This window comes from Ureibacillus sp. FSL K6-8385 (assembly GCF_038593155.1).
Lineage (GTDB): Bacteria > Bacillota > Bacilli > Bacillales_A > Planococcaceae > Ureibacillus > Ureibacillus terrenus.
The window spans coordinates 733,193-745,453 of sequence record NZ_CP151968.1 but is presented as its reverse complement, the minus strand read 5'-3'; the positions used below and the strand labels follow the sequence as shown (position 1 = coordinate 745,453).

The window sequence follows — 12,261 nt, the reverse complement described above, 5'->3', positions numbered from 1 at the left end:
TTATCTCCCCTTCAAAATGGTTTCGAGAATTGCCATCCGGATAAATACCCCGTTGCGAATTTGATGGAAAATCCTTGAACGTTTACATTCCACTAATTCCGAAGCAATTTCCACATCCCGGTTGACCGGAGCAGGATGCATGATGATGGCATGATCTTTCATTTGTTTTTCGCGTTCAATTGTCAATCCGTATTGTTGATGATAATTTTCTTTTGAAAAATGTACATCGTGCCGTTCATGTTGAATGCGCAAGAGCATGATGACGTCGCTTTCTTCTAAAAGGCCGTTCCATGAATGCTGTGCTTCAAAATCGCCAGCCCATTCCGGAGGACAGAGGAATTTCACATTTACCCCCAATCGTCGCAATGCAATGGCATTCGATTTCGCCACACGGCTATGGGCAATATCTCCAACTATTGTTACTGTCAACCCTTCAAACCGTCCAAATTCTTTATAAATCGTATACAAGTCCAATAAACTTTGGGAAGGATGCTGCCCTGTCCCGTCGCCGGCGTTGATGATGGAGAGATTGATCCCCTCAAGCAATTCATTATAATACTCTTCTTCTTTCGCCCGGATTACGACCGCGTCAAGGCCAATCATTTCCAAAGTTTTTACCGTATCGTACAATGTTTCCCCTTTCAGGATGCTGGAAAAACCGGCTTCGAACGGAATGACTGTGCATCCCACTTTCCGTTCCGCCATTTCGAAACTTGTTTTTGTCCGGGTACTCGGTTCAAAGAACAGATTTGCAACATAATAGGAGCGGTTCAACTTCGGTTCCGCGCCGTTTTCAAATTCTCTTGCCCTTTCTAAAATTGCCATTACATCATCATTTGTTAAATATTCCATTGAAAGTAAATTTTTCATTTTTGTTTCCTCCTAATATGGTTTAAAGGCTTAGGAGGGATGGCAAGCATGCCCTTGCCATTCGACCCCTTTTTTGCCTCACTGGACAAATCTTAAAGGATTGATGGATTGCTCTATTCTTCTTCAAACTCTTCTGCATTTTTCTCTCTGCCCGGAAGGATCAAGTTTAGGAATACGCCGATAATCGCGGCAAGTGCCATTCCTTCGATCGAAAAAGCTTCGGAGAACCGGATTGCCGCACCGCCGATTCCAACAACCAGAATGACAGAGGCGATGACCATGTTGCGGTTTTTGCTAAAATCCACCTTTTTTTCAACAATCATCCGCAGACCGCTGGAAGCGATGATTCCGAACAGCAGAATGGAGATGCCGCCCAAGACGGACGTCGGGATTGTTTGCACAAGCGCCATTGCTTTTCCGAAGAATGAAAGCAGGATGGCGATAACGGCCGCACCCATGATGACGTAAACGGAATATACTTTCGTAATTCCCAATACCCCGATGTTTTCGCCGTAAGTCGTTTTTGGCGGTCCGCCGATCAATGCGCTGACAAATGTTCCTAATCCGTCACCGAGGATGGAGCGGTGCAATCCCGGATCTTTGATATAATTCCGTTCAACGATTTTCCCCAATACCAGCTGATGACCGATATGTTCCGAAATCGTTACGATGACGACCGGCACCATCGCAAGCAAAATATTGGAGGTCACTTGAAACTCATAATCCACGCCGGGGATTAAAAAGTCCGGCAGAGCGAACCATGAAGCTTCTTTCACTTTTGTAAAATCGACGATACCAATGATTGCGGAATATATGTATCCAACCACCAGTCCCAGAAGGATCGGCATCGCGCTTAAAATATTTTTGAAGTATACGTTGAAAATGATTGCAGCAAACAAAGTGACCAAAGCAGCCGAAAAATGCTTGCCGCTATATTGTTTTACCAGTTCAGTTTCACCTGAATCAGGATTCACTTGCTCAACGGATATATTCATAGCCATGTCGACCGCCGTACCTGCAAGTCCAAGTCCGATGACCATGATGACAGGCCCTACCACAACGGCCGGCAATAATCTCATGATCCACTTGTAGCCGCTTTTATAAATCAACAAAGAAACAATGGCATAAACCAAACCGACCGCCATTGCACCAATCATTGCGTTTCCCGGATGGATGGCGGCGCCTTCCGGATCCAGCCCGCCGGATACCAGCAGCATCGGTGTAATAAATGCAAAGGATGAACCCAGGTAAGCGGGCACTTTAAATTGCGTTACAAGCAAAAAGATGATTGTCGCAATTCCGCTCGTCAAAAGCGCAATCGCGGGGCTCAATCCCACAAGCTGCGGTACTAAAATGGTGGAACCGAACATGGCAAACATGTGCTGAAAACTTAATGTGACCAGCTGTCCGCCAGTCGGCTTTTCATGTATATCGATGACTTGCTTTGACATGATGTTAACCTCTCAATCTGTATTAGTTCATTTTGTGCAAAGTGACCCGGTCCTCTCCGTCGACTTCTGTTACGTGAACGACGATTCTTTCGGAACTGGACGTCGGAATGTTCTTTCCTACATAATCTGCGCGAATCGGCAATTCTCTATGTCCCCGATCGATTAATACGGCCAATTGAATTTGGGCAGGTCTTCCCAAATCCATTACCGCGTCCAAAGCTGCCCGCACCGTTCTTCCTGTGTACAGCACATCGTCCACAAGGACAATTTTTTGATCTTTTACGACGTAATCAATATCCACTTGCTGCACTTTCGGCTCGTCCTCTTCGAACTTCGTGGATAAATCGTCGCGGTACAATGTAATATCCAGCTCGCCAGTACGGACTTTTTTGCCTTCGATTTTTTCGATTTTTTCGGCCAGCCTTCTGGCAAGGTAAGCGCCGCGTGTTTTGATGCCCACCAGAATCACTTGATCGATGCCTTTATTGCGTTCGATAATTTCGTGGGCAATTCTTGTCAGCGCACGGTTCATTGCCTGGGCATCCAACAATTCCCTCGCTTGGCTCATCCGCTCATTCCTCCTTTATATTTTTTCGACCGCACAAAAAAACCTCCTAAGCGTCAGCTTAAGAGGTTGAAATTACAGTAAAATAGTATGTTGGTATAACAATTTCGCATAAACCGCCCCTTAATCTGTGAAAGAGACAATTTCCCCTATTGTTTGGCCGTACAATCCGACAAAGGTCATACTCATTTAGGGCGATCGCCCATCGCCAAAATACCAACATCTTTTTACCTTTTCAGCCTCTCTGGACTGCCATTAAAGGTATTCCCTATTCAATTTTCACTGTCCTAAAGTATAGAACTAATTACCTTTCAAGTCAACCTTCTTTTCTTAATTGTTCAAGTAAGTTCACAAAATCTGCCGGCAAAGGCACTTCGAATTCCATATATTCCTTTGTCCGTGGATGTTTGAAACCTAAGACACCTGCATGGAGAGCCTGTCCGCCAAAATCTATCGTTTTTTTGGGGCCATATTTCGGATCCCCTACCAATGGATAGCCGATATATTTCATATGGACCCGGATCTGATGGGTGCGCCCCGTTTCCAATTGGCACTCCACCAAAGTATATTTCCCGCCAATCCGTTCCAGCACCCGGAAATGGGTGATCGCCTCTTTTCCATTGTCCACTATCGCCTGCTTTTGACGGTCTTTCGGATCCCGGCCGATCGGGGCGTCAATCGTGCCCTTATTATGCGGGATATGTCCATGCACTAGCGCAATATATTTTCTTTTAACCGTTTTAGTTGATAATTGTTCCGCGAGAGCCTTATGGGCCTGGTCGTTTTTGGCCACTACCAGCAAACCGGAAGTATCTTTATCAATGCGGTGGACAATCCCGGGGCGAAGGACTCCGTTAATGCCGGATAAATCTTTGCAATGATACAATAATCCATTCACCAATGTTCCGGTCGTATGCCCCGGAGCAGGGTGCACCACCATTCCTCTTGGCTTGTTCACGACAAGGACATCCGTATCTTCATATACGATATCCAGATCAAGTTTTTCCGGCAAAACTTCAAGTTCTTCCGGTTCAGGAACATCCACTTCGACGGTATCCCCTTCTTTTACTTTATATTTTGCCTTCACTTCCTTGCCGTTCACCGTGACAAGACCTTCATCTATCCAATTGGCGATTTGCGTCCGGGACCAATCTTTTTGTATGCTTGACAAAGCTTTGTCCAGCCGCTCCCCCGCATGTTCTGCGTCAATTGTGATGGATACAACTGTCATTGTTTCACCTTTTCCTGTTCTTTTTGTTCTTCCCTAAGAAACGCAAAAATCAACATGACCACTGAAATGGTCAATGCCGCGTCCGCAACATTGAAAATAGGGAAATCATAGTTGATGATCGGAATCAACACATCGATAAAATCGACCACTTCTCCGCGGAAAACCCGATCGATGAAATTGCCGATCGCCCCTCCCAACAAAACCATCAGACTGATTCCAAGGAAAGGCCTGTTTTTTCCTTCTTTATGAAAATAATAGATCACCGCACCAACCACGATGATAGTCACAATATAGAAAACCCACATTTGCCCTTGAAGCATGCCCCATGCCGCTCCACGGTTGCGGTGGCTTAAAATGCCAAACCACGGATCCCATACGGAAATCCGGTCTCCTACTTCCATATTGTGTACAACAAACCATTTCGTCAATTGATCGAGAATGATAATGAAAAGTGATACACTATAGTATTTTATAATATTAACCACAATCTTTCCCCCGTTTTGCCTATATATCCTCATTATTCTAGCATATCCCATCCATCAATACAGCTCAAATAATCTTGCGCGATGCATACAACATCTTTTTTGGCATTCGCCCTTCCGTTTCTAAACGAAAAACCGCCCTTGAACACTGGCGAATCCAAGGGCGGGACAGATTATTCGTAATGATGGATGACAATATCGGCGCAACGGGCGCACAATGTCGGATGTTTTTCATTTTGGCCGACCGTTTCAGAATAAGACCAGCAGCGTTCACATTTTTCCCCATCGGCTTTTGCAACAACGATGGATGTTTTTTCAAGAGCGATCGCATTTTCCGGAGCATCTTTCCGGCTTCCGTGCACCTCAAATTGAGACACGAGGGAGATTTGTTTAAAGTCCACTTTGTCATCGTTCAACAATGAAAGCACTTCTTCATCATCCGCATAAACAACAACTTTTGCGTCCAATGGTTTTCCGATGACTTTTTCATTCCGCGCTTCTTCAAGGGCTTTCAATACTTCATCGCGAATGGCCATCACTTTGCCCCATTTTTCTTTCAATTCTTTGAAATTGCTCCGCTCATCCACTTCCGGGAAGTCTGTCAATTGAACAGAAGGTTCTTCTTCGTTCAAGTAAGACCACAATTCATCTGTCGTATGCGGAAGAATCGGCGTCAAGATTTTGAGCAGAGTGAGCAGGCAATCGTACATGACCGTCTGCATCGCACGGCGGGCAGGATCATTTGGCGCCTCGATATATACCACATCTTTCGCCACATCCAGATAGAATGCGGACAATTCAACCGATACAAAATTGTTGATGGCGTGATATACGGCAGAGAAATCATATCGGTCATATGCGGCACGCACTTGTTTCAATACTTCCTGCAAACGCATGTACATGTATTGATCCACTTCACGCAACTCGTCATAAGGCACGCGGTCTTTTTTCGGATCAAAATCAAATAAATTTCCGTGCAAATAACGAAGCGTATTTCGGATTTTACGATATACTTCCGAAATTTGCTTCAATAAATCCATCGAAATGCGAACATCGCCTGTGTAGTCAACGGATGCAACCCACAAACGGAGAATGTCCGCGCCGTATTGTTTCATGACTTGTTCCGGAGCGATGACGTTTCCAAGGGACTTACTCATTTTACGGCCTTCCCCATCAAGAACGAAGCCGTGGGACAAGATGCCCTTATATGGAGCAAATCCGTTGATTGCAACGGAAGTGATCAATGATGAGTTAAACCATCCGCGGTATTGGTCGGAACCTTCCAAATAAAGGTCGGCAGGATATTTCATGCCGCGTTCAACAAGCACGCCTTGGTGAGTGGATCCGGAGTCGAACCAGACATCCATGATGTCTTTTTCTTTTGTGAATTTGCCATTTGGACTTCCCGGATGAGTAAAGCCTTCAGGCAATAAATCTTTCGCTTCTTTTTCGAACCAGATGTTTGAGCCGTGTTCGCGGAATAATTTTGCCACATGGCGGATCGTTTCCGGTGTAATGATTTCTTCTCCATTTTCCGCGTAGAATACCGGAATCGGCACGCCCCAGGCGCGTTGGCGGGAAATACACCAGTCGCCGCGGTCGCGGATCATGTTATAAAGGCGGATTTTACCCCAGCTTGGCGTAAATTCCGTATTTTCAATCGCTTCCAGCAATTGGGCGCGGAACGGTTCAATCGAACAGAACCATTGCGGCGTTGCGCGGAAAATGACAGGTTTTTTCGTACGCCAGTCATGCGGATAGGAGTGAGTGATGAATCCTAATTTTAATAAAGCCCCCACTTCTTTCAATTTTTCAGTCACCACTTTGTTGGCATCATCATAGAACATGCCTTCGAATCCAGGCGCTTCGCTCGTATAGCAGCCGCGGTCATCGATTGGGCTCAATACATCCAAACCGTATTTTTTTCCGACGATATAGTCGTCTTCCCCATGGCCAGGTGCCGTGTGAACGCATCCGGTACCAGCATCCAATGTTACGTGTTCCCCGACCATTACCAAAGAATCGCGGTCATAGAACGGATGTTTCGCCACAATGTATTCCAACTGTTGTCCTTTCACTTCTTGCACAATTTCAACATTTTCCCAGCCAATTTCTTTTGAAACATTATCGATCAATTCTTTTGCGATGATATACAAATTGTCATCCACTTTTACAACCGCATACGTAAATTCAGGGTTGACGGAAATCCCCAAGTTCGCCGGAATCGTCCAAGGAGTAGTCGTCCAAATGATGAATTTTGCATTTTCAGGTACTACACCTTTTGCATCTTTGATTTCAAAGCTTACATAAATGGACGGCGACTTTACATCTTTATATTCGATTTCCGCTTCTGCCAATGCGGACTCGGATGACGGAGACCAATAAACAGGTTTTAATCCTTTGTAAATATATCCTTTTTCCGCCATGCGGCCAAACACTTCGATTTGCCGCGCCTCAAATTCTGGAGTTAATGTAATGTAAGGGTTTTTCCAATCTCCACGGACCCCTAAACGCTTAAATTGGGCTTTTTGTCTTTCAATTTGTTCATAAGCATACTCTTCACAAAGTTTCCGGAATTCCGCAACCGACATTTCTTTGCGGTTGACCCCTTTTTTCGTCAATGCATGTTCGATTGGAAGTCCATGGGTATCCCAGCCCGGAACGTAAGGAACATGGTAGCCGGTCATCGAACGATGACGGTTGATGATATCTTTCAAAATTTTATTTAATGCATGTCCGATATGAATATCTCCGTTCGCATACGGAGGTCCGTCATGCAAAACAAATTCCGGACGGCCTTTTGTACGTTCATTGACCAATTTATCAATATCCATTTCTTCCCATTTCGCTTGGATTTTTGGTTCGTTCACCGGAAGATTTCCGCGCATCGGAAAATCGGTTTTCGGCATTAATAACGTATCCTTATACTCTACCATTGCATTTCCTCCTTCAAAAAATTTTTGCAGCTATCATCATTGATTAGGCCTTATATCCACACTTATTCAGCAAAAAAGAAAACCTTTGTACCGGCGGTAAAATAAAAAAAGTTTCTCAATCCCTGAAGGGACGAGAAACATTTGCCCGTGGTACCACCCTAATTCACAGCGCCGGAAATGACGCTGCCTCTAGACACTGTAACGTCGTGTGAACGAAATCACTTACTTGCATTTCAGTGATTTGGCTCAGGAGTGATTTTCTTTTTTGCTGCTTGTCCGGGCTTCCACCTTCCCCGAATCGCTATATTGCCGCAAGCAAAAAATACTTTCTCCGTCAACACCTGTCACCTTGTTTAAATTTCTGTGTATCAGTATATGAAAATCATGGCAGAGAGTCAAGTAGTTAGAAAATTGTTAAAATTTTTCTTCCTCAGTGGCGCTCTTTTTTAGGAAATCCTCGTCATCATCTCTATTAAATTGTTCCTGGATTTCCGTCAAACCAATATCATATTCCATTAAGTGATCCCAGTCATCGGAATTCAGCAAGTCCAACTGGGCTTCTACCAACATTTTGAAACGATTGCGGAAAACTTTGGATTGTTTTTTTAATGCATCAATCTCAATCGTTATTTTACGTGCTTTGGCCAAAGCTTCATTGACAATCCGGTCCGCATTTTTTTCCGCTTCCTTAATGATGAGCTTGGCTTCTTGCTGTGCATTCCGGCGCACTTCTTCCGCGGCTTCCTGAGCGACAACGATCGATTTTTGAAGCGTGTCTTCCAACGTATTATAATGCTCCATTTGTTCCGTCATCTGTTTTACTTTTTCCTCTAGTTCTTTTTTCTCGCGAAGCAGAAGCTCGTAGTCTTTAATAATCTGATCCAAAAATTCATTGACCTCGTCTTCCGCATAACCGCGGAATACTTTGGTAAACTCCTTATTATGTATGTCGAGAGGTGATAGTGGCATATTTTGCACTCCTTTTACGAAAATGTGGACATATTTTTATTATACCGTTCAATTTATCCCTTGACAGTAAATTTTTAAACAATTTACTTTCTCTTGATCTGGCTGATTGCCAGACGGATCTTGCCTTTCTTCGTTCGGCCTTCGATGCCTGTAATTTTGAAGCGTCCAAATCCCCGGCAGGAAATCATATCCCCCATTTTCAAATCGGAGGAAGGTTCTTCACAAAGGGCAAAATTGACTTTCACTTTGCTTCCGCGAATAAGGCTTTGGGCCTTTTGCCTGGAAATATTCAAACCGCTTGATAATACCGCATCCAATCGCATGGAAGAAACGGTTAAATATTTCTCGGACCACTCCTCTTGCGGAGGGAGCAGATGATCAAGGTTCTCCACTTCATCTATGCGGACAGACACCTTCCCCACTTTTTCTAAATTCACTTTCACATAACGGGCGATTTCTTTCGTGCATGCAAATTGGATGATATCTTCTTGTATTCTAATATCTCCAAAATGTTTCCGGTCGATTCCCAGGGAAAGCAAAGCCCCCAATACATCGGGATGCTTCAATGCAACAAATTTTGAGGGGTATGTTAATTGTAAAACGGAAATATCGTAATCACTAATAGAAGGAATAAAATAGGATGGCGTAATGAATACTCTTTTCCTCTCCGCTTCCTCAAAAATCCCTTCGCTGAATGCGCAAATCTCATCTCTGCTTCCAATGATGGATTGGACAATAAATTGCTCTCTTGGGTCTAAAAAAGCGGTCAATTTAGGAGCGTAACGGTCTTCCACTTCTTTTCTCCATTCGATGACCCTTTCAACAAAAGGGCGCTCATCTTTATGAAAATGCTGCAAAATATTCTGCATGTTGTCACTCTCACAGTCAAAACAATAAATAATTAAGAAAAATTGGAACATCATATAAAATGGATGTGACTCGATTTTGAGCCGCACCCATCGCTAAAAAAGAAAGCTCAGTAAATAATAAACTCCCCGCTCGATAAACGATAATGCAATCAATGCGATAATCGGCGAAAAATCAATCATTCCGATAGGCGGGATGAATCTTCTGAAAAAGCCTAAATAAGGTTCGCAAAGTTTTTCTAAAAATTGTCCAAATGCCGTTTCTCTGGTTGCTGGCACCCAGGACATTAAGATGTAAATAATAATCATTAGTGTGTAAATTCGAAATCCGAAGGAAATAATTTCTGTAATCATATTGAATCCCTATTACCTCTTTCGTTTAAATATCGTCGTAAAAATAATTGGAAATTTCACCTTGCACTTCTACATTATCCGGTGTGCATAAGAAAATATTATCCCCGATGCGTTGAATATCTCCACCTAAAGCATATACAGTGCCGCTTAAAAAATCAATGATGCGCAATCCTGCCTCACGGTCAATCCGCTGGAGGTTAACGATGACGGCCCGTTTATTTTTTAAGTGCTCGGAAATATCTTGCGCTTCTGCATACACTCTTGGTTCGACAATCATCACTTTTGTATTTTTCAATGAATTGGCCGACTGGATATTGATGACGCTTAACGTCTTTTCTTCGCCATGGCTATTGACAATTTTTTTCGTTTTCTTTGTGACAGTCTCTTGCGGTAATGCGACCGGTTGCTCACTCTGGGATGGATGAATTTCTTGATCTTCTTCGTCATCTAAATAAAAGAAGTTTTTGAATTTGCTGAACATGCCCATCTTTATCCCTCCTATCCAACAAGAGCTGTTCCGATTCGGATAAATGTGGCGCCTTCTTCAATCGCAATTTCATAATCGTTGGACATACCCATCGAAAGTTCTGTACAAGGTGCATACGGCAAATTCAACTTTATCACTTCTTGCTGCAATTCTTTTAAACCCCGGAATACTTTTCTGATCAGTTCTTTGTCATCGGTATAAGGTGCCATCGTCATCAAACCGACCACCTGGATTTTCGTGAACTTTTCCAAAGATTGAATGAAAGGGATGGCTTCTTCTTTGCTTAGGCCATGTTTTGATTCTTCTCCTGAAATATTTACCTCAACAAAGCATTTTACCGGTTTTAATGCCCGTTTTTCGATTTCTTCCGCCAAGCTCATGCGATCCAGCGAATGCAAATAATCAATCTCATTAATCACTTTTTTTACTTTTCTTGATTGCAATGTTCCGATAAAATGCCAAACCGCTTTGTCGCCAATTGCCGCTTTTTTCTCAAGCAAGCCTTCCGGGCGGTTTTCGCCGAGATGGTGAATGCCCGCATCTATCGCTTCCATCGCCCGTTCAACCGAAACTTGTTTGGTGACTGCAACAATTTGTATATGATCATCTTCTCTGTTCGCTCTAGCTTTCGCTTCATCTATTTTTTGCTGTATTACTTCCAGATTTTCACGAATACTTGCCATTCCTGATCCCAACTTTACAACAATAGTTTCTTTCATTTTAATTCATTTTAACAATCAACTCTTTATTTTTCAATGAAATAGAGAAACTAACAGACCCCTTTCACCAAAATTACATCTTTCCCGATCACCAAAATGTCGCTGATCAGCACTTTCTGTACAGGTTCATCCCCGTGAAAAATATTCAGAAATTTTTTCGGTTGCGCTACAAGAAAAGCTGTAATCATGCCGGTTTGTTCGCATACTTCCGCATCGATGATGTATCCGATAAAACGGCCGCTTCCCGCCTCAATAATTTCCTTTTGCTGCACTTCTGAAAATTTCATTGAATCTCCTTTCGAAAATGACTTTACTTGCAGAAATTCAATTGGTGGAAGGAACGAAACGCTTTTTTTGGAAGAGATGCTCCCATTCATTATATCGGTTGAAGACCTATCTCATTTTATTTTATGTTTCAATGCGATGTTTGACCGCAAATCAAATATAATATGATTTCGTATATTTCGAAAAAATAAAAACGCACTTATAAAAAGTGCGTCGAATTGCAAAAGGGCTGACATTAACCGAATTTATAATCTTTCTGCATCGTCTCGATTGCATTTTTCTCGAGTCTGGAAATTTGGGCTTGGGATATGCCGAGAGATTTCGCAATTTCTGTTTGGGTTTCGCCGTAGTAAAACCGCTTGGCAAGAATCAGCTGTTGCCGTTCATCCAGCTTTTGAATGCTCTCCTTTACACTCACATACGCAACCCATTGCTCTTCCGAAACAGCTTCATCTCTCAATTGATCCATTATATATACGGCATCTCCGCCATCGGAATAAATTGGTTCTTGAAGGGAAAGCGGATCTTGAATCGCATCCAGCGCATAAAGTACGTCTTCTTTTTTCATGTCGATCATTTCTGCTATTTGTTCAATGGTCGGCTCATGCAGATTTTCCGATATGAATTTTTCTTTTGCCTGCATTGCTTTATAGGCAATATCCCTCAAAGATCTTGAGACACGAAGGGCATGATGGTCTCTCAAGTGTCGGCGGATTTCACCGATAATCATCGGTACCGCATAGGTTGAGAATCTGACATTATGCTTCAAATCAAAATGGTCGATGGCTTTTAATAAACCGATGCATCCGACCTGGAATAAGTCGTCCGCTTGTTCCCCCCGATGAGCGAATCTGCCCACGATGCTCAACACCAATCTTAAATTGCAAATGACCAGTTGCTCTCTTACCGATGTTTCTCCGTTTTTTAGCCGTACAAACAGTTCTCTCATTTCTTCATGTGACAATACCGGCAAGGATGCCGTATCAACGCCGCAAAGCTCGACTTTTGTACGCACCATCTTCTTTTCCTCCAGACATTTTATCTCT

Annotated in this window: 13 protein-coding genes and 1 other annotated feature; all 13 genes read right to left on the bottom strand. The window is 43.2% G+C overall.

Annotated features, from left to right (window positions below):
- Nucleotides 1–870 carry an aspartate carbamoyltransferase catalytic subunit gene (locus tag NST62_RS03555; RefSeq protein WP_141601502.1) on the bottom strand — a complete coding sequence of 290 codons (870 nt, stop codon included), beginning with the start codon at nt 868–870 and terminating at the stop codon, nt 1–3.
- Nucleotides 871–983: 113 nt separating this feature from the next.
- Nucleotides 984–2,321 (bottom strand): solute carrier family 23 protein, encoded by a 1,338-nt coding sequence (locus NST62_RS03550; RefSeq protein WP_141601501.1) that lies wholly within the window; start codon nt 2,319–2,321, stop codon nt 984–986.
- Nucleotides 2,322–2,343: 22 nt separating this feature from the next.
- On the bottom strand, nt 2,344–2,889 hold the full coding sequence (pyrR, locus tag NST62_RS03545) for a bifunctional pyr operon transcriptional regulator/uracil phosphoribosyltransferase PyrR (protein ID WP_141601500.1): 546 nt from the start codon (nt 2,887–2,889) through the stop codon (nt 2,344–2,346).
- 313 nt (nt 2,890–3,202) lie between these two features.
- Complete coding sequence (locus NST62_RS03540; RefSeq protein WP_141601499.1) at nt 3,203–4,117, bottom strand: RluA family pseudouridine synthase; 915 nt, start codon at nt 4,115–4,117, stop codon at nt 3,203–3,205.
- Nucleotides 4,114–4,593: a signal peptidase II gene (gene lspA, locus NST62_RS03535; RefSeq protein WP_141601626.1), complete on the bottom strand. Its 480-nt coding sequence runs from the start codon at nt 4,591–4,593 to the stop codon at nt 4,114–4,116. The genes NST62_RS03540 and lspA overlap by 4 nt, the downstream gene beginning before the upstream one ends.
- A gap of 179 nt (nt 4,594–4,772) precedes the next feature.
- Complete coding sequence (gene ileS, locus NST62_RS03530; protein WP_141601498.1) at nt 4,773–7,535, bottom strand: isoleucine--tRNA ligase; 2,763 nt, start codon at nt 7,533–7,535, stop codon at nt 4,773–4,775.
- Between the two features lie 123 nt (nt 7,536–7,658).
- Nucleotides 7,659–7,882, bottom strand: a binding site (T-box leader).
- A gap of 67 nt (nt 7,883–7,949) precedes the next feature.
- Nucleotides 7,950–8,504 carry a DivIVA domain-containing protein gene (locus NST62_RS03525; RefSeq protein ID WP_141601497.1) on the bottom strand — a complete coding sequence of 185 codons (555 nt, stop codon included), beginning with the start codon at nt 8,502–8,504 and terminating at the stop codon, nt 7,950–7,952.
- An 83-nt stretch (nt 8,505–8,587) separates the two neighbouring features.
- The gene (locus tag NST62_RS03520) at nt 8,588–9,373 is read right to left on the bottom strand and encodes a YlmH/Sll1252 family protein (RefSeq protein WP_342463150.1); all 786 of its coding nucleotides are present in this window, start codon (nt 9,371–9,373) and stop codon (nt 8,588–8,590) included.
- Nucleotides 9,374–9,466: 93 nt separating this feature from the next.
- Nucleotides 9,467–9,724, bottom strand: coding sequence for a YggT family protein (locus tag NST62_RS03515; RefSeq protein WP_141601495.1), 258 nt, complete (start codon nt 9,722–9,724; stop codon nt 9,467–9,469).
- Between the two features lie 25 nt (nt 9,725–9,749).
- Nucleotides 9,750–10,211: a cell division protein SepF gene (locus tag NST62_RS03510; RefSeq protein WP_141601494.1), complete on the bottom strand. Its 462-nt coding sequence runs from the start codon at nt 10,209–10,211 to the stop codon at nt 9,750–9,752.
- An 11-nt stretch (nt 10,212–10,222) separates the two neighbouring features.
- Complete coding sequence (locus tag NST62_RS03505) at nt 10,223–10,894, bottom strand: YggS family pyridoxal phosphate-dependent enzyme (RefSeq protein ID WP_141601493.1); 672 nt, start codon at nt 10,892–10,894, stop codon at nt 10,223–10,225.
- An 86-nt stretch (nt 10,895–10,980) separates the two neighbouring features.
- Nucleotides 10,981–11,217, bottom strand: coding sequence for a YlmC/YmxH family sporulation protein (locus tag NST62_RS03500; protein WP_141601492.1), 237 nt, complete (start codon nt 11,215–11,217; stop codon nt 10,981–10,983).
- Between the two features lie 233 nt (nt 11,218–11,450).
- A complete protein-coding gene (gene sigG, locus NST62_RS03495) occupies nt 11,451–12,230 on the bottom strand; it encodes an RNA polymerase sporulation sigma factor SigG (RefSeq protein WP_141601625.1) in 780 nt (259 codons plus the stop codon).
- Between the last annotated feature and the right edge of the window lie 31 nt (nt 12,231–12,261).

What these genes read in the sequence shown, in the direction of transcription:
- NST62_RS03515 (WP_141601495.1), bottom strand. Translation starts at nt 9,724, where the DNA reads ATGATTACAGAAATTATTTCCTTCGGATTTCGAATTTACACACTAATG.
- NST62_RS03550 (WP_141601501.1), bottom strand. Translation starts at nt 2,321, where the DNA reads ATGTCAAAGCAAGTCATCGATATACATGAAAAGCCGACTGGCGGACAG.
- NST62_RS03525 (WP_141601497.1), bottom strand. Translation starts at nt 8,504, where the DNA reads ATGCCACTATCACCTCTCGACATACATAATAAGGAGTTTACCAAAGTA.
- NST62_RS03520 (WP_342463150.1), bottom strand. Translation starts at nt 9,373, where the DNA reads ATGCAGAATATTTTGCAGCATTTTCATAAAGATGAGCGCCCTTTTGTT.
- pyrR (WP_141601500.1), bottom strand. Translation starts at nt 2,889, where the DNA reads ATGAGCCAAGCGAGGGAATTGTTGGATGCCCAGGCAATGAACCGTGCG.
- NST62_RS03510 (WP_141601494.1), bottom strand. Translation starts at nt 10,211, where the DNA reads ATGGGCATGTTCAGCAAATTCAAAAACTTCTTTTATTTAGATGACGAA.
- ileS (WP_141601498.1), bottom strand. Translation starts at nt 7,535, where the DNA reads ATGGTAGAGTATAAGGATACGTTATTAATGCCGAAAACCGATTTTCCG.
- NST62_RS03500 (WP_141601492.1), bottom strand. Translation starts at nt 11,217, where the DNA reads ATGAAATTTTCAGAAGTGCAGCAAAAGGAAATTATTGAGGCGGGAAGC.
- NST62_RS03540 (WP_141601499.1), bottom strand. Translation starts at nt 4,117, where the DNA reads ATGACAGTTGTATCCATCACAATTGACGCAGAACATGCGGGGGAGCGG.
- NST62_RS03505 (WP_141601493.1), bottom strand. Translation starts at nt 10,894, where the DNA reads ATGGCAAGTATTCGTGAAAATCTGGAAGTAATACAGCAAAAAATAGAT.
- NST62_RS03555 (WP_141601502.1), bottom strand. Translation starts at nt 870, where the DNA reads ATGAAAAATTTACTTTCAATGGAATATTTAACAAATGATGATGTAATG.